At 68.9% G+C, this 26,347-nt stretch carries 28 protein-coding genes, 1 tRNA gene and 1 riboswitch; of the genes, 13 read left to right on the forward strand and 16 right to left on the reverse strand.

Annotation, left to right across the window (positions count from 1 at the left end; translation table 11 throughout):
• The 6 genes from E7811_RS03105 (at position 1) to cobF (ending at position 4,459) form a co-directional block, all read left to right on the forward strand.
• Entirely contained in the window at positions 1–1,335 is a 1,335-nt protein-coding gene (locus tag E7811_RS03105) for a cobyrinate a,c-diamide synthase (RefSeq protein WP_136393116.1), read from the forward strand.
• Entirely contained in the window at positions 1,332–2,063 is a 732-nt protein-coding gene (gene cobA, locus E7811_RS03110; RefSeq protein WP_136393117.1) for a uroporphyrinogen-III C-methyltransferase, read from the forward strand. Before E7811_RS03105 ends, cobA begins: the two co-directional genes overlap by 4 nt.
• Positions 2,060–2,377, forward strand: a complete 318-nt coding sequence (locus E7811_RS18150) for a DUF1636 family protein (protein ID WP_246020187.1) — start codon at positions 2,060–2,062, stop codon at positions 2,375–2,377. Before cobA ends, E7811_RS18150 begins: the two co-directional genes overlap by 4 nt.
• 78 nt (positions 2,378–2,455) lie before the next feature.
• Positions 2,456–2,678, forward strand: a riboswitch (cobalamin riboswitch).
• A gap of 37 nt (positions 2,679–2,715) precedes the next feature.
• Positions 2,716–2,880, forward strand: coding sequence for a CbtB domain-containing protein (locus E7811_RS03120; RefSeq protein WP_394345589.1), 165 nt, complete (start codon positions 2,716–2,718; stop codon positions 2,878–2,880).
• A gap of 15 nt (positions 2,881–2,895) precedes the next feature.
• A complete protein-coding gene (locus tag E7811_RS03125; RefSeq protein ID WP_136393119.1) occupies positions 2,896–3,648 on the forward strand; it encodes a CbtA family protein in 753 nt (250 codons plus the stop codon).
• 64 nt (positions 3,649–3,712) lie between these two features.
• Positions 3,713–4,459 carry a precorrin-6A synthase (deacetylating) gene (gene cobF, locus E7811_RS03130; protein WP_136393120.1) on the forward strand — a complete coding sequence of 249 codons (747 nt, stop codon included), beginning with the start codon at positions 3,713–3,715 and terminating at the stop codon, positions 4,457–4,459.
• A gap of 15 nt (positions 4,460–4,474) precedes the next feature.
• Here the strand turns inward: cobF and E7811_RS03135 are convergent, their stop codons facing one another.
• Both E7811_RS03135 and E7811_RS03140 read right to left on the reverse strand, forming a co-directional pair.
• Entirely contained in the window at positions 4,475–5,449 is a 975-nt protein-coding gene (locus tag E7811_RS03135) for an Lnb N-terminal periplasmic domain-containing protein (RefSeq protein ID WP_136393121.1), read from the reverse strand.
• A 362-nt stretch (positions 5,450–5,811) separates the two neighbouring features.
• A complete protein-coding gene (locus tag E7811_RS03140) occupies positions 5,812–6,426 on the reverse strand; it encodes a CDP-alcohol phosphatidyltransferase family protein (RefSeq protein ID WP_136393122.1) in 615 nt (204 codons plus the stop codon).
• 156 nt (positions 6,427–6,582) lie between these two features.
• Between E7811_RS03140 and E7811_RS03145 the strand changes: the two genes are divergently transcribed.
• Positions 6,583–7,119: a CAP domain-containing protein gene (locus E7811_RS03145; protein WP_168732910.1), complete on the forward strand. Its 537-nt coding sequence runs from the start codon at positions 6,583–6,585 to the stop codon at positions 7,117–7,119.
• Between the two features lie 2 nt (positions 7,120–7,121).
• On the opposite strand, the gene E7811_RS03150 is transcribed toward E7811_RS03145, so the two are convergent.
• Positions 7,122–8,441, reverse strand: coding sequence for an ATP-binding protein (locus tag E7811_RS03150; RefSeq protein WP_136393124.1), 1,320 nt, complete (start codon positions 8,439–8,441; stop codon positions 7,122–7,124).
• A 43-nt stretch (positions 8,442–8,484) separates the two neighbouring features.
• Between E7811_RS03150 and E7811_RS03155 the strand changes: the two genes are divergently transcribed.
• Together E7811_RS03155 and E7811_RS03160 are read left to right on the forward strand one after the other, a co-directional pair.
• Positions 8,485–9,399 carry an MBL fold metallo-hydrolase gene (locus E7811_RS03155; protein WP_246020189.1) on the forward strand — a complete coding sequence of 305 codons (915 nt, stop codon included), beginning with the start codon at positions 8,485–8,487 and terminating at the stop codon, positions 9,397–9,399.
• Between the two features lie 81 nt (positions 9,400–9,480).
• A tRNA-Asn gene (locus E7811_RS03160) sits at positions 9,481–9,555 on the forward strand.
• A gap of 115 nt (positions 9,556–9,670) precedes the next feature.
• Here E7811_RS03160 and E7811_RS03165 read toward each other — a convergent pair.
• The 5 genes from E7811_RS03165 to E7811_RS03185 form a co-directional block, all read right to left on the reverse strand.
• Positions 9,671–10,993, reverse strand: a complete 1,323-nt coding sequence (locus E7811_RS03165) for an ABC1 kinase family protein (RefSeq protein WP_136393125.1) — start codon at positions 10,991–10,993, stop codon at positions 9,671–9,673.
• Positions 10,990–11,340 carry a thiol-disulfide oxidoreductase DCC family protein gene (locus tag E7811_RS03170; protein WP_136393126.1) on the reverse strand — a complete coding sequence of 117 codons (351 nt, stop codon included), beginning with the start codon at positions 11,338–11,340 and terminating at the stop codon, positions 10,990–10,992. Before E7811_RS03170 ends, E7811_RS03165 begins: the two co-directional genes overlap by 4 nt.
• Entirely contained in the window at positions 11,333–12,538 is a 1,206-nt protein-coding gene (locus E7811_RS03175) for an FAD-binding domain-containing protein (RefSeq protein WP_136393127.1), read from the reverse strand. Before E7811_RS03175 ends, E7811_RS03170 begins: the two co-directional genes overlap by 8 nt.
• Positions 12,539–12,609: 71 nt before the next feature.
• A complete protein-coding gene (locus E7811_RS03180) occupies positions 12,610–13,353 on the reverse strand; it encodes a hypothetical protein (protein WP_136393128.1) in 744 nt (247 codons plus the stop codon).
• The gene (locus E7811_RS03185; protein ID WP_246020191.1) at positions 13,350–13,877 is read right to left on the reverse strand and encodes an RNA polymerase sigma factor; all 528 of its coding nucleotides are present in this window, start codon (positions 13,875–13,877) and stop codon (positions 13,350–13,352) included. Before E7811_RS03185 ends, E7811_RS03180 begins: the two co-directional genes overlap by 4 nt.
• Before the next feature lie 190 nt (positions 13,878–14,067).
• Between E7811_RS03185 and E7811_RS03190 the strand changes: the two genes are divergently transcribed.
• The 3 genes from E7811_RS03190 to E7811_RS03200 all read left to right on the forward strand — a co-directional run bounded on the left by E7811_RS03190 (position 14,068) and on the right by E7811_RS03200 (position 17,118).
• Positions 14,068–15,453 (forward strand): S8 family serine peptidase, encoded by a 1,386-nt coding sequence (locus E7811_RS03190; protein WP_246020193.1) that lies wholly within the window; start codon positions 14,068–14,070, stop codon positions 15,451–15,453.
• Between the two features lie 72 nt (positions 15,454–15,525).
• On the forward strand, positions 15,526–15,855 hold the full coding sequence (locus E7811_RS03195; RefSeq protein WP_136393129.1) for a hypothetical protein: 330 nt from the start codon (positions 15,526–15,528) through the stop codon (positions 15,853–15,855).
• A gap of 12 nt (positions 15,856–15,867) precedes the next feature.
• Positions 15,868–17,118: a PqqD family protein gene (locus E7811_RS03200; protein WP_136393130.1), complete on the forward strand. Its 1,251-nt coding sequence runs from the start codon at positions 15,868–15,870 to the stop codon at positions 17,116–17,118.
• A 21-nt stretch (positions 17,119–17,139) separates the two neighbouring features.
• Here the strand turns inward: E7811_RS03200 and modC are convergent, their stop codons facing one another.
• The 5 genes from modC to E7811_RS03225 form a co-directional block, all read right to left on the reverse strand.
• Positions 17,140–18,231: a molybdenum ABC transporter ATP-binding protein gene (gene modC / locus E7811_RS03205; RefSeq protein WP_136393131.1), complete on the reverse strand. Its 1,092-nt coding sequence runs from the start codon at positions 18,229–18,231 to the stop codon at positions 17,140–17,142.
• The gene (gene modB / locus E7811_RS03210; protein ID WP_136393132.1) at positions 18,228–18,926 is read right to left on the reverse strand and encodes a molybdate ABC transporter permease subunit; all 699 of its coding nucleotides are present in this window, start codon (positions 18,924–18,926) and stop codon (positions 18,228–18,230) included. Before modB ends, modC begins: the two co-directional genes overlap by 4 nt.
• 13 nt (positions 18,927–18,939) lie before the next feature.
• Positions 18,940–19,707, reverse strand: coding sequence for a molybdate ABC transporter substrate-binding protein (modA, locus tag E7811_RS03215; protein ID WP_136393133.1), 768 nt, complete (start codon positions 19,705–19,707; stop codon positions 18,940–18,942).
• Between the two features lie 66 nt (positions 19,708–19,773).
• Positions 19,774–20,133: a winged helix-turn-helix domain-containing protein gene (locus tag E7811_RS03220; RefSeq protein WP_136393134.1), complete on the reverse strand. Its 360-nt coding sequence runs from the start codon at positions 20,131–20,133 to the stop codon at positions 19,774–19,776.
• 119 nt (positions 20,134–20,252) lie between these two features.
• The gene (locus E7811_RS03225) at positions 20,253–20,618 is read right to left on the reverse strand and encodes a hypothetical protein (protein WP_136393135.1); all 366 of its coding nucleotides are present in this window, start codon (positions 20,616–20,618) and stop codon (positions 20,253–20,255) included.
• 161 nt (positions 20,619–20,779) lie between these two features.
• Between E7811_RS03225 and ppsA the strand changes: the two genes are divergently transcribed.
• Entirely contained in the window at positions 20,780–23,176 is a 2,397-nt protein-coding gene (ppsA, locus tag E7811_RS03230) for a phosphoenolpyruvate synthase (protein ID WP_136393136.1), read from the forward strand.
• A gap of 19 nt (positions 23,177–23,195) precedes the next feature.
• Here the strand turns inward: ppsA and E7811_RS03235 are convergent, their stop codons facing one another.
• From E7811_RS03235 to E7811_RS03245, 3 genes are read right to left on the reverse strand one after another with little or no spacing between them, the layout of a single operon-like run.
• A complete protein-coding gene (locus E7811_RS03235; protein ID WP_136393137.1) occupies positions 23,196–23,891 on the reverse strand; it encodes an ATP-binding cassette domain-containing protein in 696 nt (231 codons plus the stop codon).
• Positions 23,892–23,899: 8 nt separating this feature from the next.
• Positions 23,900–25,072 carry an FtsX-like permease family protein gene (locus tag E7811_RS03240; protein WP_136393138.1) on the reverse strand — a complete coding sequence of 391 codons (1,173 nt, stop codon included), beginning with the start codon at positions 25,070–25,072 and terminating at the stop codon, positions 23,900–23,902.
• A complete protein-coding gene (locus E7811_RS03245) occupies positions 25,069–26,283 on the reverse strand; it encodes an HlyD family efflux transporter periplasmic adaptor subunit (RefSeq protein ID WP_168732911.1) in 1,215 nt (404 codons plus the stop codon). Before E7811_RS03245 ends, E7811_RS03240 begins: the two co-directional genes overlap by 4 nt.
• Between the last annotated feature and the right edge of the window lie 64 nt (positions 26,284–26,347).

Raw genomic sequence — 26,347 nt, forward strand, 5'->3', positions numbered from 1 at the left:
ATGCCCCGCCCCTTCCCCCCCGGCGTGATCATCTCGGCCCCGGCCTCGGGCACCGGCAAGACGACGCTTGCGCTTGGTCTGCTGGCGGCGTTCCGCGCAGCGGGGGTGACGGTGCAGCCCTTCAAGAGCGGGCCGGATTACATCGACCCCGCCTTCCACACCGCCGCGGCGGGGCGCGACAGCGTGAACCTCGACACCTGGTCGATGGGCGCAGGGCGTATCGCCGGGCTGATCTCGGCCGCCGAGGGCGCGGATCTGGTGATCGCCGAAGGGTCCATGGGGTTGTTCGACGGGGCCGTGGCACCGGGCGAGGCGGGCATCGGTGCCTCGGCCGATCTGTCGGCGCTGACCGGCTGGCCGGTGATCCTTGTGCTGGACGTGTCGGGGCAGGCGCAATCGGCCGCTGCCGTGGCGCGCGGGTTCGCGGGATTCCGGCCGGATGTGCGGCTGGCCGGGGTCGTACTGAACAAGGTGGCCAGTCCCCGGCACGAAACCCTGCTGCGGCAGGGGATGGAGGCGGCGGGGCTGCCGGTTCTGGGCGCCCTGCCACGCCGTGCCTCGATCGAGCTGCCCGAACGGCACCTGGGCCTTGTCCAGGCCGAAGAGCACCCGCGCCTTGCCGCCCTTCTGGACGAGGCGGGGCGCTTCGTGGCCGGGCATATCGACCTTGGGGCGGTGCGCGGGGCGGCCGTGGCAGGGCTTGCCCCGGCGGCGCCGCTGGCAGTGCCCCCGCCCGCCGAACGCATCGCCCTGGCGCGGGATGCGGCGTTTTCCTTCGTCTATCCGCATCTTCTGGCCGGATGGCGGGCAGCGGGTGCGACGATCCTGCCGTTTTCGCCGCTGGCCGACGAAGGCCCGGACGACAGCGCGGGCGCCTGCTGGCTGCCCGGCGGATACCCCGAACTGCACGCAGGCCGGTTGGCCGCGGCACAGACCTTCCGGTCGCGGCTCTGCGCCTTCGCGGACACCCGCCCCGTGCACGGGGAATGCGGGGGCTACATGGCGATGGGGGCGGGGCTGGTCGACAAGGATGGCACGCGGCATCGGATGGCCGGGCTTCTTGGCCTTGAAACCTCGTTCGCGAAGCGCCGGATGCACCTTGGCTATCGCCACGCGCGCCTTGCCGCGCCGATCCCCGGCCATGACCCCGGCGCGGCGCTGCGCGGGCATGAATTCCACTATGCCACGATCCTTTCCCAGCCCGACGCGGCGCTGGCCGTCGTGACCGGCCCGGATGGCGCGGCGGTTGACGAAACCGGATCTTTCCGCGAATACCCCGGCGGCGGAAGGGCCACGGGCACCTTCTTTCACCTGATCGCAGAGGCCAGCGCATGACCGGCTTTGTCTCATTCGTCTCGTCCGGGCCCGGCGATCCGGAATTGCTGACGCTCAAGGCGGTGGACCGGCTGCAAAAGGCCGATGTGGTGCTGTTCGACGACCTGTCGTCGGGGCCGATCCTGGGCCACGCCCGGCCCGGCGCCGATCTGGTGGGCGTGGGCAAGCGGGCCGGTCGCCCCTCGCCCAAGCAGGACCATGTCAGCCGCCTGCTGGTCGATTACGCACTGACGGGCGCGCGTGTCGTGCGGTTGAAATCCGGCGATGCCGGGCTTTTCGGCCGCCTGGAAGAGGAACTGACCGCGCTGCGCGCCTCGGGCATCGGGTTCGAGATCGTGCCCGGAGTCACCTCGGCCTCGGCGGCGGCGGCGGCGGCCTGTATTCCGCTGACCCGGCGGCTGACCGCGAGGCGGGTGCAGTTCGTGACCGGCGCGGATGTGACGGGCGGGTTGCCCGAGAGCCTGAACTGGGCCGCCCTGGCCGACGGTCAGGCCACAACGGTGGTCTACATGGGCAAGCGCACCTTCGCGCGGCTGGTGGCCGAGCTGATGGCGCGCGGGCTGCCCGGCGACACCCCCGCCCTTCTGGCCGAGGCCGTGGGGCATCCGACGCAGGTCCTGTTGCGCACCACGATCGCGGGGCTGGCCGCGCGGCTTGAGGCGGAGGGGCCGGGCGATATGCCGGGCCTGATCCTTTACGGCCCGCTGGCCGAAGGCGAGACGCCGTGAAGATCACCCTTTGCGCCACCTGCACGCTTGGCGCTTCGGGCTTCGCCGGGGACCTGGCCCCCGCGCTGGAGAAGGCGGGCATCGCGGCCGAAATCGCGACGGTGGAATGCATGTCGGGGTGCGCGCGCCCGTCGACCATCGCCTTCCGCGCTCCGGGCAAGACGGCCTATCTGTTCGGCGAGGTGACGGCCGACGACCTGCCCCATCTTGTGGTCTTCGCCCGTCTTTACCGCGATACGCCCGATGGCAACCTTGCCGATGCCCGCCCGCTCGGGCCGCTTCGGATGAAGGCTCTGGCGCGCATTCCGGGCTAGATTTCCGCCTTCCGCGCGGCGGATGTCGCAAACCGCCCGAAGCTGCCGCAAATTCCCTTGACCGGAACGGCCCGTCCTGTGCAGATGGAAGGGCAAGGTGTCCCATCAGGTGCGAAGCGCCGGGACTGAAACGGGAATGAGGTCAGGGCGGACCCAAGGCGGCGCCCCATGCCTCAGCCGCCCCCGCGACTGTAAGCGGTGAGCGGGCTTTCATCAGGCCACTGTCCCGGTGACGGGATGGGAAGGCGAAGGCCCGCATCGACCCGCAAGCCAGGAGACCGGCCCTGCGTGGATGAAACTCAAACTGCCGTCGGGTGTGACGGCATGGAGATATGACGATGACGACGCTTTCCTCGGCCAAGGTGACCTCGGCGCTGCTGCCCGTCCTGTTCATGACGGTTCTGGGCCTGTCGGTGATGTTCGTGGCGGGCCACGCCCAATCGGCCACCCTGCACGACGCCGCCCATGACATCCGTCACGCGACCGGCTTCCCCTGCCACTGATCGCCTGACGCGTACATGTTTCAACGTATGCTGGCCAGCGCGCTGTTCGCTGGCGGTGTAGCGGGGTTGCTTGCAGCCCTGCTGCATTTCGCATTCGTTCAGGACCTCATTCTTCTGGGCGAAAAATATGAAACCGGCGAGCTTACGCATTTCGCGGCGCCGGCGCAGGACGGGCATGACCATGCGCCCGCGCCGACCGCCGGGGCAGATGCGGGCGCCGCCCCTGATGACGGCCATGCCGATGATGGCCACAGCCACGGCACCGGATCGGACCTGACCCGCAACGGCCTGACGGTCCTGTTCACCGTTCTGGTCTATGTCTCTTATGCGATGCTTCTGGCGGCGGGCTTCGGCCTTGCCGAAAGCATGGGACGCCGGATCGACCTGAAGGTCGGGGTGCTCTGGGGCATCTCGGGCTTTGCCGCCTTCCAGCTTGCCCCCGCGATGGGGCTGGCGCCGGAACTGCCGGGCAGCATCGCCGCAGATCTGGGCGACCGGCAGGTCTGGTGGTGGGGCACCGCGCTGGCGACGGCGACGGCGCTTGGCCTGTTGTGCTATGGGCGGTCGCTTCTGACGGCGGGGCTTGCCGTGGTGCTGCTGGCGGCACCGCATGTGATTGGCGCGCCCCTGCCGGAAGGCTACTGGGGACAGGCCCCGACCGAGGTCGGCACGCTATATTCGGCGCGCACGCTGGGCACCGGGCTTGCCGTCTGGGCGGCGCTTGGCGGGGCACTGGCGTGGTTCTGGACACGCGGCAAGGCCGCATGATACCCCGGCGGCGCCCGGCGACGTCCGGGCGCCCCATCGGGACAGGCCAGCGGGACGGCACGGCATGATCGAACTTCTTCTAGTCGGCATCGGCACCGGCAATCCCGAACATCTGACCCTTCAGGCAATCCGGGCACTGAATTCGGCCGATCTGATCCTGATCCCGCGCAAGGGGCCTGACAAGGATGACCTTGCGGGCCTGCGCCGCGCGATCTGTGCCGAGGTGGTGACGAATCCGGCCGTCACGCTGGCCGAATTCGACCTGCCGGTGCGCGACGAAACGATTGCCGATTACCGCCGCCGGGTCGACCATTGGCACGATGCCATCGCCCGTGTCTGGGCCGGCACGATCGCCGCGCATCCCGGCGCACGCCGCGCGGCGCTGCTGGTCTGGGGCGACCCGTCGCTTTACGACAGCACGCTGCGCATCGCCGCGCGCCTGTCGCCCGCACCGAAGATCACCGTGATCCCGGGCATCACCTCGCTTCAGGCGCTGACGGCGGCCCATGCCATCCCGGTGAACGAGATCGGCGCCCCCTTCACCGTGACCACCGGGCGACGCCTGCGCGACGAAGGCTTTCCGCCCGGCGTGGACACCTGCGCGGTGATGCTGGACGGCGAATGTTCGTTCCGCGCCCTGCCGATGGAGGGGCTGCACATCTGGTGGGGCGCCTATGTGGGGATGACCGAACAGATCACGCTTTCCGGCCCCCTGCCCGGGGTCGCCGCGAAGATCGTGGAAACCCGCGCCGAGGCCCGCGCCCGGCACGGCTGGATCATGGATATCTACATCCTGCGGCGCGGCACCTGATCGCCCGGTGCCGGCTCACCTCGCCCGGATCGCGGCCGAGAAATCCGCGCCTTCCGGCACGGCCTGCGCGCGCGGCGTGATCAGCGCGGCCTGCCGGCGATCGCCCACGCTGCCCTCGCCGCCCAGAACCCCCAGATCGTCCAGATATTCCGGCAGGCGGCCCGAAAGGATCAGGCGTTCATCCACCGGCAGGTCGGATTTCAGCACCCGCGCCAGGCTGTAGACGGTCGTGGTGCAGTTCGCGGTCAGCGTGTTGTAGAACCTCGGCGCGGCCTCAAGGTCCTGCGCAAGCCCGACATAGGACAGGAACAGCGCCCGGCGCTGATCTGGCGTCAGCGTGACCGGGTAAAGCCGCACCTCTTCCTTGCGGTGGTTGGTGCGCAGCCGCACGATGTCGCGTTCCGTCGCGCCGATCAGCACCAGCTCGAACTGCCGGAAGAAGCCGCCGACCTCATTGAAGGATTCGCCCTTTTCGCGGCGGATCTCGACCGAAAAGACGACATGTTCGCCGTCGGCAAAGCCGAAGCTGACCAGAAGATGTGCGATGTCCGGGCTGTCCCAGACCGAGGTCAGCATGTCCACGCTGTCAAGGCGGGTCAGGTCATAGGTCCGTTCGGTCCAGACCGCATCGGCCTGCGTTTCCGAGGCCCATCGGAAATCGCGCAGGTCCGACAGCGTCACCCGGTCACCGTCAATTCGGGCCTTGACGCCGCGCGATACGTCGATGTCCCAGACGCGATCATCGCGCGGCGTGATCGTCTGGTACCACCCGCCGACGACCAGCGCCGAGACCGCCAGAACGGCCCAACCGGCCCGTGCGGACCTGAGGCGAAGGGCAACCGCAGCGATGGCCGCAAGGGCCAAGGCGGCCAGCGCCCCCCAACGGGCAGCGCCCGGCAGGTGCAGCCAGAAGGCCATTCCGGCCCAGGCCGCCCCGCCAAGGACGGCCAGCGCGAACAGGGCAATTCCGATGCGACGAAGCAGGGCCATGGAACCCTCATACAGCAAAACCGTCGCGGCCGCGACAGCTTCGCGCCGATCTTCGTTCGATGGTCAGGCCGGGCCCTTCGAGGATACCCCGGTCGGCTGGCGCCCGGTCCGGACCTTGGAAGGCTTGGGTTTGCGGGCGTTGATGACATCCATCCTTTTAGGGAAGCTTATGTTCGATAATGGAAATAATTTCTTGTCTGATGAGCTGATTTGTCTGTGGATAGATTTGATTCTTTTGGATCAACTCGGGAAACGCCCGGATCTGGATGACGGACCAACCTGCCCGCGGACCGGCCAAAACGATCGATCACGGCGCCGGTACGCACCATGACGCGCGGCCCGCATCGGGTGCGGGCGCCCCCCTAGTCCAGATCGAATGTCTGCCAGGCCAGCATGACCCGCGCCGCCGCCGTGACAAGGCACAGAAGGCCGAAGATCCAGGCGAGGAACGGAAACAGCACCGGGAAAAGGCAGATCAGGACGAAGAACAGGATCGTCTCGGTCCCTTCCAGAAGGCCCGCGGTGAAGTAAAGCGACTTTTCCCCGCGGTCGGTCGTCTCCATCCCGTTCTTCGCGGCCATCGTGGCATAGGCCAGAAAACTCGCGCCGTTGACGTAGAAACAGAACAGCAGGAACGCGCCCGCCACGCCGTTTTCGCCCGTGTCGCGCAGCACGAAGGCGAGCGGGATCGCTCCGTAGAAGGCGAAATCGCTGACGATGTCCAGAAGCCCGCCGAAATCCGTCTTTTGCGTCGCGCGCGCCACGGCCCCGTCAAGACCGTCCATAAGGCGGCTGAACAGAAGGGGGACAAGCGCCATCGCCCCCGGCGCGCCGATTGCGAGGATCGCCGCCGACAGAAGGCCAAAGCCCAGACCGACAAGGGTGATTGTATCAGCCTCGACCCCGCGCCGTGCAAGCCAGGCGCCCGCATGGTTCATCGCCGGGTCGATCGCGCGCCGCGCCAGTCCGTCAAGCATACCCGCCCTCTCCATCCAATCCGCTTGCCCTTGCTGGCTCATGGACGCGCGTCTGGCAAGACCCCGCCGGTCGTTTCCCGCGACGGTTGACGCCGCGACCCTGATCGCTAGCTTGCGCCAATGCCCTGCCGCCAAAACCCTGCCGAAGCCCCTGGAATGACCATGCGCCTTTTGTTTCTGCCCCTTGTCCTGTCGCTTTCGGCCTGTGTCGTCGTGGCGCCCGTGCCGCTGGGAACCGTCACCATGCCGGGGACCGCCTCTACCAAGTCCGACGGGCGTCCGCTGACCGCCTGCCCGGCGCCTGCCGATGCCGCATCGCTGCGGGCAAGCGCGCTGGCCCAGATCAACGCCCGGCGGAAAGCGGCGGGGCTTGCCCCCTTGCGGCGGTCGGCGGCGCTGGAACGGGCTGCGCAATCGCAGGCCTGCGACAATGCCGCCCGCGGCCTCTACAGCCACACCGGGGCAGACGGATCGGACCTGCGCACCCGGATGCGGCGCGCGGGCTATGCCTTCCGCACCGGGGCCGAGAACACGGCCATGGGCTTTCCCGAACCCGGTCGCCTGACCGAGTTCTGGATGCGGTCGCCGGGACACCGGCAGAATATTCTGCTGCCAGCGGCCCGCGACATCGGGATCGGCATCGCCGATGGCGGACGGCGGCACTGGGTGATGGTGGCGGGCGCCTCGCGCTGAGGTCAGCGCGCCAGGATCAGGTCGATCCGCGCGCCGCCCAGGGTTTCGCTCTGCCCGATGCGCAGGCTGCCGCCGTGGCTGCGCGCGATGTCAGCCGCAATCGACAGGCCAAGGCCCACCCCCCCGCCGCGGTTCGGATCGCGTGCCTGATCCAGACGCGCGAAGGGCTGCATCGCCTCATCGCGACGATCCTCGGGGATTCCGGGGCCGTCATCCTCGATCGTGATCCGGCAGCTTCTTTCACCCAGAAGGACGGACACTTCCGCCCGCTTGCCGTGGCGCACCGCGTTTCCGATCAGGTTTTCCACCGCCCGCGTCACGGCGGCCGGACGCAACCGCATCGTCCCCGCGCCTTCGGTGCGGACAAGGGAGACGGCCTGCCCGGCGCGCCCTGCGTTTTCCACCACGCGTTGCACCAGCGCCAGGGGATCGGTGGCTTCGGGTTCCTCGATCGCATCGCCGCGCGCGAAGGACAGGAATTCGTCCACCAGCCTTTCCATATCTGCGACATCGGCCAGAAGCGCGCGCGTGTCTTCGTCCTCGGGCAGCATCGAAAGCCCCAGCCTGAGACGGGTAAGCGGCGTGCGCAGGTCGTGGCTGACCCCCGACAGCATCATCGTGCGCTGTTCGATCTGCCGTTCGATCCGGGCGCGCATCTCCAGAAAGGCGTTGCCGGCGGCCCGAACCTCGACCGCGCCCGAGGGCCGGTAGGGCAGGTGTTCGCCCTTGCCGAACGCCTCGGCAGCCTTGGCCAGCCGGGTGATCGGCCGCAACTGGTTGCGCAGGAAGCGATAGGCGATGAAGGTCATCAGGACCGAGGTGAAGATCATCAGCACCAGCAACTGATGCGGATTGCTGGCCGAAACGCGGCGCCGGTCGATCCGCACCGTCACATCGCCGCCCGGCCCCCGAAGCAGGACCAGCACCGCGTCGGGATCGGTCTGCAGATCGACGCCCTCGACCGCGTCCAGCTCTGCCCGCAGGGTCAGGATCACCTGGCGCCCCGACAGGTCCCACAGATCGCGCCGGTCCGCCTCGGCCCCCGCGGCGCCCCCCGCATCGGACCCATCACCGACCGGGTTGACCGTCATGCCAAGCGCCTTGGCCGTCTGGGCCGCGGCGACCGGGTCGCGCGCCAGATCGTCAAGCAGCAACCGAAGTTCTACCGCGACACCCTGGGTCATCTGCCGCGTGACGCGTTCGAAATGCCGCTGGATGAAGGCTATGGACACCACCAGCTGGATCGTGACGATGGGCACCAGAAGGATCAGCGCGGCGCGCCCGTAAAGGCCTCGGGGAAGGATGGTCTTGGGGTTGAACATGGGCCGAGGCTATCCGCCCGCGCAGCAGGGGAAAAGCACGAAAATGGCGCATGACTCACCCGCCCTCCGCCCCGCACCGGGGATCGTGACCCGCCCGGAACGCGGGCTTCGGATGGTACTGGCCCCGAACCCCTCGCCGATGACCCACTGGGGCACGAACACGTTCCTGCTTGGCGAAGGCGGGGTCATCGTGATCGATCCCGGCCCGGACAGCCCGGCGCATCTGGCCGCCCTTCTGGCCGCGCTGGAACCCGGCGAGGAGGTGGCGGCCATCGTCGTGACCCATGCGCATCTGGATCATTCGCCGCTGGCCCGCGCCCTGAAAGAGGCAACCGGCGCGCCGGTCCTGGCCTTCGGCGGAGCATCGGCAGGGCGAAGCCCGGTGATGCGGCGGCTGGCCGAGGCGGGGCTGGCCGGTGGCGGCGAGGGGGTGGACGCGGCCTTTCATCCCGACCGCAGCCTTGCCGACGGCGAGACGGTCGCCGCCGGCGGGGTCCGGATCGAGGCGCTTCACACGCCGGGCCATTTCGCGGGGCACCTGTGCCTTGCATGGGGCGACCGGCTGTTCAGCGGCGATCACGTGATGGGCTGGGCCTCATCGCTGGTCTCGCCGCCAGATGGCGACATGGGGGCCTTCATGCGATCGCTCGACCGGCTGGCGACGCGGGGCTGGCGGCGGTTCTACCCGGCGCATGGCGCGCCCGTGGACGATCCGGCCGCGCGCATCGCCGAACTGATCCGCCACCGCCGCGCGCGCGAGGCCGCCCTGCTGACGGCCCTGGCAAAGGGCCCAGCCACGGTCGAGGCGCTGGCCACGCAGGTCTATGCCGATACGCCCGCGCCCCTGATGCCGGCTGCACGCCGAAACGCGCTTGCCCATCTCATTGATCTTTGGGAAAGAAATCTGGTGCAGGCCGATCCGGAACTGTCGCTTGACGCGCGGTTTTCCTTGATCTGAACCGACCGGGCCGCCCTGGCAAAAAACTTGCACTTCCCCTCTGGACGCCCCCCACCAGCCTTGCTATATCGCCCCCCGTGTTCCGGCGTAGCTCAGCGGTAGAGCAGTTGACTGTTAATCAATTGGTCGTAGGTTCGATCCCTACCGCCGGAGCCAAAAATCCTCTGATTGCAGTCAGATAGTGGCGCGGGCTGCGTTTTACGGCCTGTTGACGCAACGTCCAGGCTGACCGGGCTTGCGGTGCGGTCTTGTCCGGCCTTGACCGGCTCCCCTACCTTTCGGCGAAGGTTCCGGCCATCTCGACCAGCGGCAGGCGGGCGCGCAGGCGGACGCAGAGAAGCGCGGTGCCGCTGATCTTGCGCTGGACGAACAGGGTTTCGGCCGGCGGGATGTGCCAGCTTTGCCGGTCGGCCATCAGGGGCGCGGCGCGGTTTCGCAGGTCGGCCACGAAGCTGCGGTCGGCGAAGTCGAACAGGCCCGATGCCCGGCTTTGGCCGACATGGTCAAGGACAATCCCCGTCAGCGTGTCGATGGTGGCGCCATGGCGGGCCAGAAGCGCGGGCGAAGCAAAGCCGATCCGCAGCATCGCCGCCCGCAGCGCGGCCCGGTCCCCGGCCAGGCCGGCCTGCAAGAGCGCGCGATAGGCCCCGGCGATTTCGGGCGTGACCGCGCGGGCCGCGCCGAAATCCAGCAGCACGATCCGCCCCGTTTCCGCCTGCCAGCGATAGTTGGCGAAATTGGGATCGGTCTGCATCAGGCCAAAGTCGAAAAGCTCGTGCAGGACAAGGTCAAGAAGCGCCCCCATCGCCTTGTCGCGGGCTTCCTGCGGGGCGCCTTCCAGCGTTTCGATCGGCGTGCCGGGCACGAAATCCATGGCGAGGATTCCCGGCCGGGTCAGATCGTCGAAGGGCCGGGGCACCACGAAACGGTCGTCCCCTTCCAGCAGTGCGCCGAAGCGGCGCATCTGATCGGCCTCGCGCAGGTAATCGGCCTCTTCATGCAACTGCCGCTTGGCCTCGGCCAGAAGCGGCGCGACATCGAGCGATGCGGGCAGCAGGCCCGAAAGGCGCAACAGCGTCGCCACATTGTCGATGTCGGCGTCGATGCTGGCCGCGACGCCGGGATACTGCACCTTGATCGCCAGAACCTGCCCCGAAGGCAGCACCGCGCGATGCACCTGCCCGATCGAGGCGGCGGCGATCGGCGTCGCCTCAAACCGTGCAAAGCGGCGGCGCCAGTCAGGCCCCCACCCCGCCGCCAGAACGCGGCTCAACTGGACGGGTGGCATGACATGGGCGGTTTCCCGCAGCCGGGCGAGGATTTCGGTCAGTTCGGCGGGCAGGACGTCGCCGGCGTCAAGCGACAGCATCTGCCCCAGCTTCATCGCCGCCCCCCTGAGGCGCGAAAGCTGATCCGTCACGCGGCGCGCGTTGGCCGGGGTCAAGAGCAGGTCGGACATCTGCGGACGTTCGCCGCGGGCAAGCCGGCGGGCGCCTTCGCCCAGAACCCCGGCGGCGATGCCGCCCGCCATCTGGCCGAAGGCGGCAAGGCGCGACAGGCGGGCCTGCGGAACGCGGCGGCTGCGGTCGGTCACCGGAAGGCCCTCTGCAGGCGCGGGCGGACCCGCAGGAACAGGCGATAGCCGCGTTCGAAAATCCAGCCAAAGCCGGGCAGCCCCGCGACGATGCCCAGGGGGCGCAGGACCGGCACCGCCCGCCACATGGCGGCGAAGGCCGCGGCACCCGACAGCAGGCGGTCCCCCTCGCGGGCGTGGAAGCGGGCCAGCATGCTGGCGCGGTCCAGCGGGCACTCGGTGGCCGGGTCCACCGCATCGACGAAGCGGATCGCGCCCCGGCGGTCAAGCCGCCGCATCAGCGCGATTTCCCGTGTGCACATCGGGCAGGCGCCATCATACCAGACCGTCACGCGCGGATCAGCCATCGGCGGCCCCCAGTCCCGCCAAGAGGCGGGGCATCTGTTCCTTCAGGGCAAAGAACCCCTTGCGGCAATGCGGCCAGACGCGGACATCCCAGTCGCGCTGGTGTTCGGCAAGGGCGATCCCCGCGGCCCCGGCCGCGGCGCGGAGGGGGGAAAGGCGATCCGCCTCGGGGCCGACGGGAAGGTATCCGGTCACGATCTGGCGCGCGCCGCAGCGGCGGGCGAGGTCGACAAGGCCCGAGAGGTCGGCACATTCCGAGGGCGACAGGCCCCAATGCGCCCCGGCGCGGTCCAGCGCGTCGGCCATCGCGCGGCGGTCGGGCGCGGTTGTCGGCGGCAGGGCCGCGATGGCGCGGATGTCGAGCCGCGCCATCGCGGCCTCGGTTTCCAGCGACAGGTCTTCGGGCGTGACCAGCAGAAGCGCGGGTTCCGTCGGGTCGGGCCGTCTGTGGGCGCGCGGGGATGTCGCCGGGGGCACGGCGATGCTGTCTTCGGGGATGACCGCATGGCGCGCAAGCCCGTCGGGTGTAAACCGCCCGCCCGTCATCGCATGGATGCGCGCGGCATCCGCAAGATAGGCTTTTCCGGTCGTGTGCAGGCCCGCCACCCAACGCCAGGACAGCGTGTTCGAGGCCGGATCGGCATCGCGCAGCAGCCGCAGCGTCAGCGCCGCGCCCAGTTCCCACGCAAGGCCGAGGGTGAAGACCCAGATCGAGGCGAACTGCATACGCGCCCAGTTGTGCAGATAGCCGGTTTCGGCAAGCTCGCCCATCCAGTGGTCGAAACAGTCGATCCCCGTCCGCCCGTCAATCGCCGCCTGATGGCGCCGGGCCAGATCCGGATCGGCGGCACATGCCGCCTCGGCCCTGGCCAGGGCCTGCCGATAGCCCGGCCAGACGGCCGGGCGTTGTTCCAGCCAGCCTTTCCAATAGCTGCGCCACAAGACCTCGCTGAGGAACTTCTCGGCCCCGCGAAGCCCGTGCCGGGCGATGACCGCCGCGACGACCTCGGACTCGGACAGAAGCCTGCGGCGCAGCGCCGCAGACAGGCGCGAGACATGATCGTGTTGCCCCGGCCCGTGGTCAACGTTGCGCAGCCGGGCATAATCCGCACCGGCGCGCGGCAGGAAATCCCGAAGGCGGTCAAGCGCCTCGGCCCGCGTCAGCGGAAATTCCGCATCCCTCCGCAATCCTCCGTCCATGCGCGCGATCCATCCCTGTGCCCGTCACGGGGCAGAGGTATTCCGGCGTCGGCAGGAGGCAAGCGCGACACTCAGTCCAGCGCGGCGCGTTCGGCCTCGGGGTCAAGCGGGGCGCCGGCCCCGATATCGGTCAGGAAATCGTCGACCAGACCGGTCGCCATGTCCGAAGCCGGAACGAAGCTGCCCTCGCCGAGGGTCGATACCGCCAGCGCAATGCGCCAGCCCTGCCCGTCGCGGCAGGCGATGGCCCGTTCCATCGCCTCGGCCCCGGCGGTTTCCACCGACAGAAGGCGGCAGAGGCCCAGATCGGTCGCGAAGCTCGCCAGAACGCGCGCCCTGCTGCCATCGGGCAGGTCGGTCTGCCCGCCCGTGACCGTCTGCGCCAGACGTTCGGCGGCGGCCAGCGGCCCGGCGTTCATGTCACCCACCCCCGGTGCCCCGCTGCGGCCCAGCCAGAAGCCGCCCAGACCGATGCCGAGCGCCAGGCAGGCCGCCAGCGCCATCTGCGGAGCCGAAGGCAAGGCCCAGCGGCGGTGCGCAGGCGGAAAGGCCACCACATTCGCCGCCCCGGCCCCGTCCTGCGCGTCCTTCCCGGCGTCGCGGATCATGCCCACCCAGGCCTCGGGGATTGGATCATCCGCCCAGGCCTCGCGCAGCTGCGCGGCGGTTTCGGCAAACAGGGCAAAGCGTTCCGCCAACGCGGGCGACGCCGCGATCCGGGCTGCGAGCGCCCGCGCCTCGGCTTCGGGCAGTTCCCCATCGGCCAGCGCCATCAGCATGGCATCCTCCACATCATCCTTGCCTGTCGTCGTCATTGCCGGGTTCCTTTCCCTGCATGTTCCCCGGCGGCCCCAAGGCCAAGCCGGGCGGCCAGCGCCATCCGGGCGCGGCTCAGTCGGCTCATCACGGTTCCGGCCGGAATTCCAAGCGCTTCGGCCACCTCGCGATAGGCCATTCCGTCCACGCAGACCAGCATCAGCACCTCGCGCTGGTCCTCGGGCAGGGTGGCCATCGCGCGCCGCACCTCGGCCAGATGCAGCCGCGCCTCGGTCGTGCGCCGCCCGTCCTCGCCCACCAGTTCGGCCGCCGCATCGGCGTCATCGACCGATGTTTCGGGGCGGCGGCTGCGGACGATGTCCAGATGGGCGTTCCGCATGATGCGGAACATCCAGGAATCAAGCCGCGTCCCCGCCTCATAACCCGCGATCCCGCGCAGCGCCTTTTCAAGCGTCACCTGCACCAGATCGTCGGCCTGGTCCGCCGCGCCGGTCAGCGCCCGTGCAAACGCCCTGAGGCGGGGCAGAAGGGCGATCATCTCCTGTCTGATGCTTTCGTCCACGTTTCCGGTCCTGTGCCGTTCCGCTTTTACAACGGTGGCTGGTTTGACTGTATTCCACCACCTCACGAAAATTTTTCCTTCGTCGGGCCAAGCCGGCTTCCTAGATCGGGTCGAGGGAATAACCTAGCCGCCTTTGCCGTTCTGGACAGGCCGGCCCTGCACCGGCCCAACCGCGAAGGAGACTGCGTTCATGTCAGACGAGGACAAGGCCCCAGTGTCGACGGAAAAGGACAAGGTGGACGCCAATCGCAGGCGGCTTCTGCGGCGGATCGCGATGGCCAGCGTCATGGGTTATGCCGCCCCGGCCTTCACCGGCCTCGCCGTCGCGCGGGCCGACGATCACAATGACGATGACGACGATGATGACGATCGCGGCGGGCGTGGCGGCGGCGGGCGGCGGGACGACCGCGACGATGACCGCCGCCCCCGGACACCGACGCGCCGCGCCCAGCCGTCGCGCCCGGCCCGCACCGTCAACCGTCCACGCAGGCCGCCACCGGAGATCGTCATGGCGATGCCCGCATCCCTGCCCCTCGACGGGATCGAGGCGGCGGGATACCGCATCCTGTCGCAGCGGATCAGCACGCGGTTCGGCCAGAGGTTCCTGCGGCTTGGCCTGCCCCGCGCCCGGACCGTCGCGCAGGCACGCGACGAATTGCAGCGCCTGCTGCCCGACGCGGTGATCGACCGCAACACGCTTTACCAGCCCGACGACTTCCTGTGTGACGGAAGCTGCGACAGCCACGAGATGATCGGGTGGTCGGGCTGGCCCTCGGCCCTGGCGCCCCGGATCGGCATGATCGACACCGGCGTGAACGTCGACCATGACGCCTTCGCGGGTCGGAACCTGACGGTGCATCAGGTGGAGTTGGCGGATCGTTCGGCCGCCGGTCGGCGGCATGGAACGGCCATCGCAGCACTTCTGGTCGGCCGGGCCGACAGCCGCACACCGGGACTTATGCCGATGGCCGAACTGATCGCGGTCGAGGCCTTCCACCAGTCTGCCGTGGGCGAGGCGGCCGATGCCTATTCGCTGGCCGAGTCGGTCGAGATCCTGATCGACGCGGGCGTTTCGGTGATCAACATGTCGTTCTCGGGGCCGAACAATGCCGTCCTGCGCGACCTGACACGCGAGGCGCATGACTTGGGCATCCTCCTTGTGGCGGCGGCAGGCAATGGCGGGCCGGGGGCGAAACCGGCCTTCCCGGCGGCCTGGGCGCATGTGGTGGCGGTGACGGCGGTGGACAGCCGCGAGCGGATCTACCGACAGGCCAACCAGGGCCCCTACATCGCCTTTGCGGCACCGGGCGTGGGGGTGTGGACGGCGGCCTCGATCTCGGGCGGGCGGCTGAAGTCAGGCACCTCCTATGCGGTGCCCTTTGTCACGGCGGTTCTGGCAGCCGAACGCGTGCGGCGGCCAGCGGAAAGCCGGCAGGAAACATTGGACCGGATGATCGGCTGCGCCCGCGACCTGGGCGAAGCCGGGTTCGATCCGATCTATGGACATGGCCTGATCATGCAGGCCGATCAATGCGTTGCGGGGGATGAACAACTTTTTTCCGTGAGCGGGGAATAATCGGCAAAGCCACCCGTTCTTCAACCATGCACACCACGAGAGGGTGCAGGAGAAACAGGAAAGGACTTATCCATGACTGACAAGACCGAAACCGTGAAACTGTCGCGCCGCGCCCTGCTGACCCGGATGGGCCTTGCCGTCGGCGCCGTCTATGTCGCGCCGGCCATGGTGCAGCTCGATGCCGCCGAAGCGGGCACCGCCTCGGGCGTCTCGACCCCTTCGGCTCCCTCGGCGCCGTCGCAGCCCTCGCGCCCGGCCCGGCCCGCGCGCAAGTCGCGCCCCTCGCGCCCGGCCCGCAAGCCGCGCAAGGCCCGCAAGTCGCGTCCGTCGCGCCCCGCCCGCAAGTCGCGCCCGTCGCGCCCGGCCCGCCGCCGGATCGCGAAATCGCGTCCCTCGCGGTAAGGGACGGGCGGGATGAACCGGCTTTCGCCGAAATCCCCGGCCGGGGGCAGGATCACCCTGCCCCCTTCCGTCATGGTCCGTTTCGCGGGACTTTCTGCCCCGGTGATCTTTCGCAATGCGCGACCCGTCCAAGAGGGGCTTGCCCGCGTGACCCGTGGCTGGCAGCCGACGCCCGTTCCAGCCACCGCGCAGGGCCGCGTGAGCGCGCTGTCCGAGGTGTCCGGGGCCGGGGGGCATTACTCCGTCGCCTCCCCCTTTCTTGACGAACCGCTGGCCGATCTGCCGGTGGCCAGCGCCACCTGCGCGCTGATCGCGGACCTGGCGCAGGGGTATTCCGCCGACCGGCCCGACCACCTGTCGCTGCATTGCGGGGCGGTCCGGATCGACGGTCGCCTTGTGGCCTTCACCGGCCCGGCGCGGGCGGGGAAAAGCACGCTGATCGCGCGGCTGGCCTTCGAACCCGGCATGGCCGTGTTCTGCGACGACGTGCTGCCGGTGGATCCGCAGGGCCATGGCGTGGCCCTGGGATGCGCGCCCCGGCTGCGGTTGCCGCTGCCTGACGGGGTGTCCGACGCCTTCCGCGCGGGGGTGAAGGGCGCGCTTGCGCTGCGGGACGACAGGTATGGCTATGTCGTGACCGAGAGCCTTGCCGCCCATGGCCAGACCGCGCCCCTTGGCGCCGTCGTCCTGCTGTCGCGGGAACCCGGCGCCCCGGCGCGCCTGTCACGGCTTGACCGCGCCCGCGCAATGCAGACGATGCTGTTGCAGAACATGGCGGATATGGCCGATATCGGCACCGAGGTCGCCCGCATCGACGCCCTGACGCGCGATCTGACCTGCCTGCGGCTGGTCTATTCCGATCTGGAAGAGGCCGTCGCCCTGATCCGCCGCGCCTTTTCCGGCGAGGTCTGGCCCGCGCCCGATTGCGCGGTTGCCGATGATGACCCCGCGCCGGACGCGCCGCCGCCCGCCGCCGCCCCGCCTGCGGACCTTGACCGGCTCTGGCAACGCGTCCCCGGCCCCGTCCTGCGCCGCATGGGCGACGAGGGGTTCCTGTGGCATCCCGATTTCCGGGGATACAGGCTCAACCCCACCGCCATCGCGCTGTGGTCGGTTCTGGAAGAGCCTGTCCGCGGGACCGAGATCGTCGGCGCGCTGGCCGAAGCCTTCCCAGATACCGACCCGGCGCGGATCGCCGCCGATGTCGCCCGGCAACTGGGCGCTTGGGTCGCCGATGAGTTGATCCTGCCGGTATCGGGCTGATGGCGCGCCCGCCTGACCTTTTCAGAGACCGCCGCCCACATTCTCGCGCGCGACGGATACGGCCTTGAGCACGGCAAAGACCGGGGCGCCCGGACGAAGCGCCAGCGCGGTTGCCGACCGGCGGGTGATCCGGGCGATCAACAGATCCTCCCCCGCCCGAAGCCGCACCAGCGCCCCCGGCCCCTCGCCCATCCGCAGGTCGGCCACGGTGGCGGGCAGGATGTTCAGGGCGGAAATCCCTTCCGGCCGACGGGTGGCGATCATCACGTCCTGCGCCATGATGCGAAGGCGGATCGGCGCGCCCGGTGGGGCCTCGATCCGGGGCAGCCACAGCGGGCCGGCCGACGTATCCACGCGCGACAGCCCGTCATCCTCCTGTGTGGCCATCCGCGCCGTCAGCACCGCCCCCGCCTCGCGCAGCCCCAGTGCGGGCGCGGCGCCGGGGTCGGACAGCACCTCGGCCGCCGGTCCGCAGGCGGCCACCCGCCCGGCCTCAAGCACGACGATGGTTGTCGCCAGCCGCGCCACTTCGGCCATCGAATGGCTGACGTAAAGGATGGGCAGGTTCACCTCGTCGCGCAGCCGTTCCAGATAGGGCAGGATCTCGGCCTTGCGCGCCTCGTCCAGCGCGGCGAGCGGTTCGTCCATCAGCAGAAGGCGCGGGTCTGAAAGGATCGCCCGGCCGATGGCGACGCGCTGCTTTTCGCCCCCCGACAGCGCGCCGGGGCGGCGGTCCAGCAGCGGGCCGATGCCCAGAAGCGCAACGACGCGGTCGAACTCTGCCCCCCGGGCGCCTTGCGGTGCAAACCAGCGGCCGTAAAGCAGGTTCTGCCGCACCGTCAGATGCGGGAAAAGCCGCCCGTCCTGAAAGACATAGCCCATCCGGCGCCGGTGCGGGGGCAGCATGACGCCGGCATCCGTATCCAGAACGACGCTGCCCGAAACCGCGATGCGCCCCCGTTCGGGGCGCAACAGCCCGGCCACGGCATTGACCACCGTGGACTTGCCCGACCCCGACCGACCGAAAAGCACGGTCACCCCCGCCGGGGCCTGAAACGCCACGTCCAGCGTGAAGCCCGCAAAACGGTGGCCAAGCGAAACCTCAAGCGTCATTGGCCCGATATCCTGCGCGCAATGGCCCGGCTGATCCATTCCGACAGGAACAGCGCGCCCATGGCGACCGCGACCGCCACAAGCACCAGCCGGAAGGCCTGCGCCTCGCCGCCCGGCACCTGAAGGAAGGCATAGATCGCCGATGGCAAGGTCTGGGTCTGGCCGGGAATGTTCGACACGAAGGTGATCGTCGCACCGAATTCGCCCATGGCCTTGGCGAAGGCCAGGATCGCCCCGGCGACGATGCCGGGCAGGATCATCGGCAGCGTGATTGTGGCGAAGGCCCAGGGGCGGCTTGCGCCAAGGGTCGAGGCGGCCTGTTCCAGCCGGGGATCGACCGCCTCGATCGCAAGCCGGATCGCGCGGACCATCAGCGGAAAGGCCATCACCGCCGCGGCAAGCGCCGCCCCCGTCCAGCGGAACGCCAGGACAATCCCGAACCATTGGTCAAGGACCTGGCCCACATAGCCCCTGCGCCCGAAGGTCAGCAGCAACAGATAGCCCGTCACCACGGGGGGCAGGATCAGAGGCAGGTGGATCAACCCGTTCAGGATCTGCTTGCCCCGGAAACTCCACCGCGCCAGCGCATAGGCCGCAAGGACGCCGAACGGCAGGCTGACAAGCGTGGCCCAGAACGACACGCGCAGCGACAGGCCAACGGCCTGCCATTCCTCGGGGGTAAGCGCGTGCAGCATCCGGCCTTCCACCTCAGTTCAGGATGACGAACCCCTGTTCGGCGAACGTCCTGTCCCCCTTATCGGACATCAGGGCCTCGAAAAAGGCCCTGTCGGCCGCGTCGGCCGCATTGGTCAGGACGGCCGCGGGATAGGTGATGGGCGGGTGGCTGTCGGCGGGGAAGGTGCCGATGACGGTGACGGCATCATCGGCTGCCGCGTCGGTGGCATAGACGATCCCCAAAGGCGCCTCGCCCATCGACACAAGCGCCAGAGCGGCGCGCACGTTATCGGACTGGGCAACGCGGGTTTCCACCTGCGACCAGAGGCCGAGGCTTTCCAGCGCCGCCTTGCCGTACTGGCCGGCCGGGACGGCATCGACCAGCGCCATGGCGAGCCTTCCCTCGCCCAGATGGCCCGCCAGATCAAGGTCGCGGCCAATCTCGACCGGTTCGGCCCCGGTGCCGTGGGCAACCAGGACCAGGCTGTTGCCCAGAATGTCGGTGCGGGTTCCATCGGCCAAAAGGCCCGCCTTTGCGACCGCGTCCATCCAGTCGGCAGCGGCCGAGATGAAGATGTCCGCCGGCGCCCCCTCGATGATCTGCCGGGCCAGTTGCCCCGAACCGGCATAGCTGATCGTCACGTCATGCCCGGTGGTGGCCTCGAAATCGGCGGCAATCTCGTCCAGCGCGGTCTTCATCGAAGCCGCCGCAAAGACGACGACCTCTTCTGCGACGGAGGGCAGCGCCGATGACAGGACGACGGCGGACGCAAAGGCAAGGCGGGAAATGCGGCGGGGCATGATCGGTCCTGTCGATATGTTTCACAAAACATATCCCCCGCGCGCCGAGGGCGACAAGCGTTATTTTCAGGCGGATATATCCCTTTCTTCCGGTCCCCGCAGCATGGCTTCCAGTTCCGCGACGGGTTCCGCCACGGCCTCGGCCGCCCGCACCACGACCTGATGATAAAGGGCCAGCACCCGGCCCCCGGCCTCGGTCAGGGCCGCGCCGCCGCCGCCCGGCCCGCCGCGCGTGCTGGCGACCAGCGGTTCGCGAAACGCGGCGTTCATCTCTTCCACCAGCGTCCAGGCGCGCTTGTAGCTCATGCCCATCTCGCGCCCGGCGGCCGAGATGGACCCGGTGCGCGCGATCCGCTCCAGCAGGTCGGCCTTGCCGGGTCCAAGCATCGCGTCGGCAAAAAGGATGCGCAGCTTCAGGGTGGTCATCGTTTGCGTCTTTCGAGGCCATCTCGGGGCACGCAAGGCTCACCCCATCGCCCGGCCCCGGTCAAGACGGGACCGCGGCGCACCCTGTGCAGGTGTGGGCATGCCGGACTGGCAGGGGATCAGACATAGCCCTGCGCATGTCGCGCTGCGGCCAGCAGCATCGCGGCCACCAGAGCCAGCGGGATCGTCGCGCCACGGCCGATGCCGATCACCTCGTCGTCGTCGCGCGTGCCGCCTTCGCGGATGGTGCAGGCCCAGGATCCGGCCTGCGAAACGGCCTGGCCGTGCAGTTCGATCCGCCACGCGGGAAACGCCCTTTCGGCAAGGGCAAGCGCCGCCTCGGCCGATGTCAGCGTGGCGGCATCCACCCCGGCGTCGGGAAAGACGGCCTGCAACCCGGCCATGACCGATTGCACGAACTCCGGCTGGTCGGCGGCCCCGGTCTCGATCGACCGTGCCAGCATCGTGATCGCCTCGTGGTTCATCCTTGCCTTCCTTTCCTGTCGCAATCCGCCCCACGGGCCGGATCGCGGTAGCCCGCAACAGATACGCTACAGGCCCTGCCGCACCTGACATTGATGCAGGTCAAGGCCCCGTCCGCCGGGTGCGTCCAGTCTGGATCGGACAACCGGGGGAGGCAAGTCGGATGGACCGTGCAGAGCGCGCCGTGATCGGTTTCGAGGAACTGGGCCGGGGGGATGTGGCCCTTGTGGGGGGCAAGAACGCCTCATTGGGCGAGATGATTGCCAACCTGGGGGCAAAGGGCATCCGCGTGCCGCCCGGCTTTGCCACCACCGCCGGGGCGTTCCGGGGCTATCTGGCCGCGAACGGGCTGGACGACATGATCGGCGACACGCTGGCCCGGCTGGCCGAGGGGCGGACCTCGCTTCAGGCGGCGGGCCGGTCGATCCGCGAGGCGATCATCGCGGGCGAATTCCCCGATGACACCCGCACGGCCATCCTTTCGGCCTATTGCGACCTGTCGGCCCGGAGCGGCGGGGGTGAGGTCGCCGTGGCCGTGCGGTCCAGCGCCACGGCCGAAGACCTGCCCGACGCCAGTTTCGCAGGCCAGCAGGAAACCTTCCTGAACGTCCGGGGCGAGGCCGCGCTGCTGGAAGCCTGCCGCCGCTGCTATGCCTCGCTGTTCACCGACAGGGCGATCACCTACCGGCGGCTGAAGGGGTTCGACCACCAGCGCGTCGCTCTGTCGATCGGGGTTCAGCTGATGGTGCGCTCCGACATCGGCGGGGCGGGCGTGATGTTCTCGATCGACACGGAATCGGGCTTTGACAAGGTGGCGCTGATCAATGCCGCCTGGGGCCTTGGCGAAAGCGTCGTACAGGGCACCGTCAGCCCCGACGAATACCAGGTCTTCAAGCCCCTTCTGGACGATCCCGCGCTGATGCCGATCCTCGAACGCAAATGCGGATCGAAGGAACACAAGATGATCTATGCCGGGGCCGAGGGCGGGGCCACCCGCACCGTGCCCTGTTCAAAGGCGGAACGGGCGAAGTTCGTCCTGTCGGATGCGGATATCCTCGATCTGGCGCGACAGGCCGTGGTGATCGAACGCCATTACGGGCAGGCGATGGACATGGAATGGGCGAAGGACGGGGAAACCGGCCTGATCTATATCGTGCAGGCCCGGCCCGAGACGGTGCAATCGCGGCAAGGCACGGCGCTTCTGTCCTATCAGGTCACGTCGCACGGGCCGGAACTCTTGCGCGGGCTCAGCGTCGGGCAGGCGGTGGTATCGGGCCAGGTCTGCCTGATCGAAAGCGCGCGCGACATCGACCGTTTCGTGGATGGCGCGATCCTCGTGACCCCCACGACCGACCCCGACTGGGTGCCGATCATGAAGCGCGCGGCCGCGATCATCACCGATCACGGCGGGCGGACCTCGCACGCGGCGATCGTCAGCCGCGAGCTTGGCCTTCCGGCCATCGTGGGCGCGGGCAACGCGACCGAGATCCTGCACGACCTGCAGGAGGTGACGGTTTCCTGCGCCGAAGGCGACGAAGGCATCGTCTATGCCGGCAGCGCCAGCTTCGAGGTCGAGGAGCTGCACCCCGAAACGGTGCCGCAGACCGGAACCAAGATCATGCTGAACCTCGCCAATCCGGCGGCTGCCTATCGCTGGTGGCGGCTTCCGGTCGATGGCGTGGGACTGGCGCGGATGGAATTCGTCATCTCGAACGCGATCAAGGTGCATCCCCTTGCCCTGACGCGGTTCGACCAGCTGAAGGACGAGGCCGACCGAGAGGCGATCGCCGCCTTGACGCGCGGCTATGCCGACAAGCGCGACTATTTCGTGGAACGGCTGGCGCAGGGCCTGTCGCGCATCGCGGCCTTCTGCCACCCCCGGCCCGTGATCGTGCGGATGAGCGATTTCAAGACGAACGAATATGCTGGCCTTCTGGGCGGGAGGCAGTTCGAGCCGGACGAGGAAAACCCGATGATCGGGTTCCGGGGCGCCTCGCGCTATTATGCGCCCGCCTATCGGGACGGGTTCGAACTGGAATGCCGCGCCATCCGCAAGCTGCGCGAAGAGATGGGATTTTCCAACGTCATCGTGATGATCCCGTTCTGCCGGACACTTGCCGAAGCCGATCGCGTGCTTGAGGTGATGGCCGCGGCGGGGCTGGAACGGGGCCGCGCCGGGCTTGAGGTCTATGTGATGTGCGAGATCCCGTCGAACGTCATCCTGGCCACGGAATTCGCCCGGCGGTTCGACGGCTTTTCGATCGGGTCGAACGACCTGACGCAGCTCACGCTGGGGGTGGACCGCGACTCCGCCGAGCTGGCGGGCCTTTTCGACGAACGTGACCCGGCGGTGCGCTGGATGATCGAAACGGTGATCGCCAAGGCCCATGCGGCGGGCGCCAAGGTGGGGCTTTGCGGGCAGGCGCCCAGCAACGATCCGGCCTTCGCCCGCCTTCTGGTCGAGGCGGGGATCGATTCCATCTCGGTCACGCCCGACAGCTTCCTTGCGGTCAAGACGCATGTCGCCGCCGCCGAAAAGGAGCTTTCGACGAAGGGCTGATCGCGCGGCGCAAGGCCCGTCAGCCGCGTTCCTCGATCTTGACGATGCGCCCGTCCTCCAGCGTCAGGATCCGGTCGGCACGGTCAAGGATGCGGTTGTCGTGGGTGACGAGAAGCGTCGTCGTGCCGCGCGCCTCGCCCATTCGTTTCAGCAGGTCCACGACCTCGGCGGCGCTGTCCTTGTCCAGCGCGGCGGTCGGTTCATCGGCCAGCACCAGCGCGGGGCTTGCGACCAGCGCGCGTGCCACCGCCACGCGCTGTTTCTGCCCGCCCGACAGGTTCGCAGGCAGATAGGTCGTGCGGTCGGACAGGCCGACAAGCCCAAGCGCGTGGATCGCGGCCTGTTGGGCCAATCCGTCGGGCACACCGCCATGCACCTGCACCCCCATCATCACGTTCTGCGCGGCGGTGAGGCTTTCATGCAGGTTATGCGCCTGGAAGATGAACCCCAGACGGCGGCGCAGCGCCACCAGCTCCGCCTCGGCCGCGCCGTTCAGTTCGTGATCCAGCAGGCGCACGGACCCGTCCTGCACCGCACGCAGGCAGCCGATCAGCGTCAGGACCGTCGTCTTGCCCGATCCCGACGGCCCCATCAGCACCGTGAAACTGCCGCGCTTCAGCGTCAGGTTCACGTCGAACAGGGCCTGCTTTCTGGCTTCGCCGCTGCCGAACCAATGGTTCAGGCCGCGCGCCTCGACTATGGTATCGCTGTCCATGATGCTCCTCAGAACAGGTCGGCCGGATCGGCGGCGGCAAGGCGGCGGGTGGCGATGGCCCCCGAGACCGCCGAAAAGACCACCGTGCCAAGAAAGACGCTGACCGCCATCGACGGTGTCATGGCCAGCGGCAAGGTCGTGATCGCCCCCATCAGCGTCAGGATCGCTGTGCCCACGATCAGGCCGGGGACAAAGCCCATGATGCCGAGAACCAGCGCCTCTTCGAAGACGATCCCCAGAAAGAAGCGCGGGCCGTAACCCATCGCCTTGAAGGTCGCGTATTCGCGAAGGTGGTCGGCCACATCGGTGGAAAGCACCTGATAGACGATCACCAGCCCGACGAGCACCCCGATCAGCACGCCAAAGCCAAAGATGATGCCGGTCGGGCGCTTCGTCTGCTGATAGCGCAGGTCGTCCTCGGCGGCGGCAGTGTAGGTCCGGATGCGCAGGGACGGGTCCGAGATCAGCGTTTTCAGCCGCGCGATCACGGCCTCGGGCCGGGCGCCGGGCCGCAGGGTCAGAAGGATGTGGTCGGGCGCGGCGGAGGCGCGGGCGGGAAAAAGCGACAGGAACGTCTGGTCCGACACCAGCATGTAGCCATCGCCGCCGAACCCGCCGCCACCAGCGAAGGTGGCATAGGCGGTGACGGTGCGGCCCTGCGTTTCGAAGGCCAGCGGCGACTGCGGGCGGATCGCGGCGGCCTCTTCCTTGCCCAGACCGCGCGCCAGACGGTCGAGGATGGCCGCGTCCTGCACCTGCAACAGCCCGATATCGCCGGCGATTTCCGCAGACAGAAAGCCCGGTTTCGCGGGATCGACGCCGAAGGTCGTCAGGCTGATGTCCTTCTCGCCCCGGTCCCAGGGCACATTGGCGATGAAAAGCCCCGTGCCGTCGGCCACGTCCGGATCGGCCATCGCCTGCAACAGCCATTGCCGCGCGACATTGCCGCCATCGGCCAACGCGTTCGCGTCGCCGGCCGAAATCATCACGTCAGCCTGAAAAAAATCGTAGGGCCGCAGGGTCGCCGCGCCCATCGAGTTCATGATGCCCAGTTGCACGAAGACCAGCACATTGGCGAAGGCCACGCCCGCCAGCGCCGCGGCAAAGCGGGTGCGGTTGTGCGACAGTTGCAGCCAGCCGATCGGCAGCCGCCCGAACAGTGCTTGCAACAGGCGGCTCACGGCGTGCCCCGCGCCGTGGTGTCGATCCGTGCGATGACCTCGAGATTGGTGAAGCGCGCCGCAAGCCCCGACGAGGCCGCATCAAGCGCGACCAGAACCCGGATGACGCGGGCGTCCTTGTTTTCGGCGGCGTCGTCGGAAATCAACCCCTGCCGCCCCACGGTCAGGCCAAGGCTTTCCACCCTGCCCTGCAGCGTGGTCCCAAGCGCGGCGGCGACCAGTTCGACGGCCTGGCCCTCGCGCACGGAACCGATCCGGTCCTGCCAGACTTCGACCTCGGCCATCATCTGGCCGGTGTCGCCCATATCCATGATGCCCTGCGCGGGCGGGCGCTGGCCGGGTGTCGCATGGATGTCAAGGACCGTGCCCGCGATCGGGGCCACGACCTCGGCCCGGGCCATGTCCAGCCGCGCGCGCTCCAGATCGGCGCGGGCGGCCTCGACATTGCGGGTCGCCACGATCACGTCGGGCTGATCGTCCAGCGCGACCGCCGAAAACCGTTTCAGCGTCGCCTCGGCCCGCGCCACGGCCAGTTTCGCGCCCTCGGCCGCGGTGCGGACGGAATCGAGCGTGGCCTCGGTCGCCACAGCGCGGGAAAAAAGTTCTTCCGTCCGGGCCAGCGTCGCCCCCGCCTCGGACGCGTTCGCCACGGCCTGATCAAGCGCCGCCTGCGCCTCGTCCCGGCTGGCCTGAACGGCGGCGCGGGTCTGCATCAGCGTGGCCTCGCGCACGGCGAGGTTCGCCTCGGCCATCAAAACCGCGCCTTCCAGCGCCGTGGCATTGTCAAGCCGCGCCAGAACCGCGCCCTTTTCCACCCTGTCCCCGACCGAGACAAGGATTTCGGCCACCCGCGCATCCCCCGCGCCATAGGGCGCCGCCACGACCGAGACATCGCCGCGCGGCATCACGCGGGCCAAGCCGACGACATCGGTGGGCAGCATGGTTTCGGCCATCTTCGGCGGCAGGTCGATTTCGGGCGGGAGCGCAATGGGCGCATCCGACCCGGCACCGGGTTGCAGGCCGGTCAGGGCATAGAACTTCTGCAAACCCGGCGGCTGGAAATAAAGGCCGAGCACCGCGCCCGTGAACATGAAGACCGGGATCAGCAGAACCAGCAGATAGCGCTTGCGGAACCAGCGGCGCTGCGCGGATTTCGGGCCGGTATCCAGCGGCAGGTCAAGCGGCAGGTCTGTCTTGGCAGGGTCGGTCATCAGTGTCTTTCGCTTCTTCTTTCGCCGCTCTTGCGCGGCCGCTTTGGTCGGGTCATCGCCCGCG

It is taken from the genome of Aliigemmobacter aestuarii (assembly GCF_004799285.1).
GTDB lineage: Bacteria > Pseudomonadota > Alphaproteobacteria > Rhodobacterales > Rhodobacteraceae > Aliigemmobacter > Aliigemmobacter aestuarii.

Excerpts from the sequence above, each read along its gene's own strand:
- modA (WP_136393133.1), bottom strand. The coding sequence starts at position 19,707 with ATGCCCCGCCGCATTTCCCGCCTTGCCTTTGCGTCCGCCGTCGTCCTG.
- E7811_RS03120 (WP_394345589.1), top strand. The coding sequence starts at position 2,716 with ATGACGACGCTTTCCTCGGCCAAGGTGACCTCGGCGCTGCTGCCCGTC.
- modC (WP_136393131.1), bottom strand. The coding sequence starts at position 18,231 with ATGACGCTTGAGGTTTCGCTTGGCCACCGTTTTGCGGGCTTCACGCTG.
- E7811_RS03105 (WP_136393116.1), top strand. The coding sequence starts at position 1 with ATGCCCCGCCCCTTCCCCCCCGGCGTGATCATCTCGGCCCCGGCCTCG.
- E7811_RS03225 (WP_136393135.1), bottom strand. The coding sequence starts at position 20,618 with ATGAACCACGAGGCGATCACGATGCTGGCACGGTCGATCGAGACCGGG.
- E7811_RS03245 (WP_168732911.1), bottom strand. The coding sequence starts at position 26,283 with ATGACCGACCCTGCCAAGACAGACCTGCCGCTTGACCTGCCGCTGGAT.
- modB (WP_136393132.1), bottom strand. The coding sequence starts at position 18,926 with ATGCTGCACGCGCTTACCCCCGAGGAATGGCAGGCCGTTGGCCTGTCG.
- E7811_RS03150 (WP_136393124.1), bottom strand. The coding sequence starts at position 8,441 with ATGTTCAACCCCAAGACCATCCTTCCCCGAGGCCTTTACGGGCGCGCC.
- E7811_RS03195 (WP_136393129.1), top strand. The coding sequence starts at position 15,526 with ATGACTGACAAGACCGAAACCGTGAAACTGTCGCGCCGCGCCCTGCTG.
- E7811_RS03175 (WP_136393127.1), bottom strand. The coding sequence starts at position 12,538 with ATGGACGGAGGATTGCGGAGGGATGCGGAATTTCCGCTGACGCGGGCC.
- E7811_RS03190 (WP_246020193.1), top strand. The coding sequence starts at position 14,068 with ATGTCAGACGAGGACAAGGCCCCAGTGTCGACGGAAAAGGACAAGGTG.
- E7811_RS03155 (WP_246020189.1), top strand. The coding sequence starts at position 8,485 with ATGGCGCATGACTCACCCGCCCTCCGCCCCGCACCGGGGATCGTGACC.
- E7811_RS03220 (WP_136393134.1), bottom strand. The coding sequence starts at position 20,133 with ATGACCACCCTGAAGCTGCGCATCCTTTTTGCCGACGCGATGCTTGGA.
- E7811_RS03200 (WP_136393130.1), top strand. The coding sequence starts at position 15,868 with ATGAACCGGCTTTCGCCGAAATCCCCGGCCGGGGGCAGGATCACCCTG.
- cobF (WP_136393120.1), top strand. The coding sequence starts at position 3,713 with ATGATCGAACTTCTTCTAGTCGGCATCGGCACCGGCAATCCCGAACAT.
- E7811_RS03235 (WP_136393137.1), bottom strand. The coding sequence starts at position 23,891 with ATGGACAGCGATACCATAGTCGAGGCGCGCGGCCTGAACCATTGGTTC.
- E7811_RS03140 (WP_136393122.1), bottom strand. The coding sequence starts at position 6,426 with ATGCTTGACGGACTGGCGCGGCGCGCGATCGACCCGGCGATGAACCAT.
- ppsA (WP_136393136.1), top strand. The coding sequence starts at position 20,780 with ATGGACCGTGCAGAGCGCGCCGTGATCGGTTTCGAGGAACTGGGCCGG.
- E7811_RS03170 (WP_136393126.1), bottom strand. The coding sequence starts at position 11,340 with ATGGCTGATCCGCGCGTGACGGTCTGGTATGATGGCGCCTGCCCGATG.
- cobA (WP_136393117.1), top strand. The coding sequence starts at position 1,332 with ATGACCGGCTTTGTCTCATTCGTCTCGTCCGGGCCCGGCGATCCGGAA.
- E7811_RS03180 (WP_136393128.1), bottom strand. The coding sequence starts at position 13,353 with ATGACGACGACAGGCAAGGATGATGTGGAGGATGCCATGCTGATGGCG.
- E7811_RS03145 (WP_168732910.1), top strand. The coding sequence starts at position 6,583 with ATGACCATGCGCCTTTTGTTTCTGCCCCTTGTCCTGTCGCTTTCGGCC.
- E7811_RS03125 (WP_136393119.1), top strand. The coding sequence starts at position 2,896 with ATGTTTCAACGTATGCTGGCCAGCGCGCTGTTCGCTGGCGGTGTAGCG.
- E7811_RS03135 (WP_136393121.1), bottom strand. The coding sequence starts at position 5,449 with ATGGCCCTGCTTCGTCGCATCGGAATTGCCCTGTTCGCGCTGGCCGTC.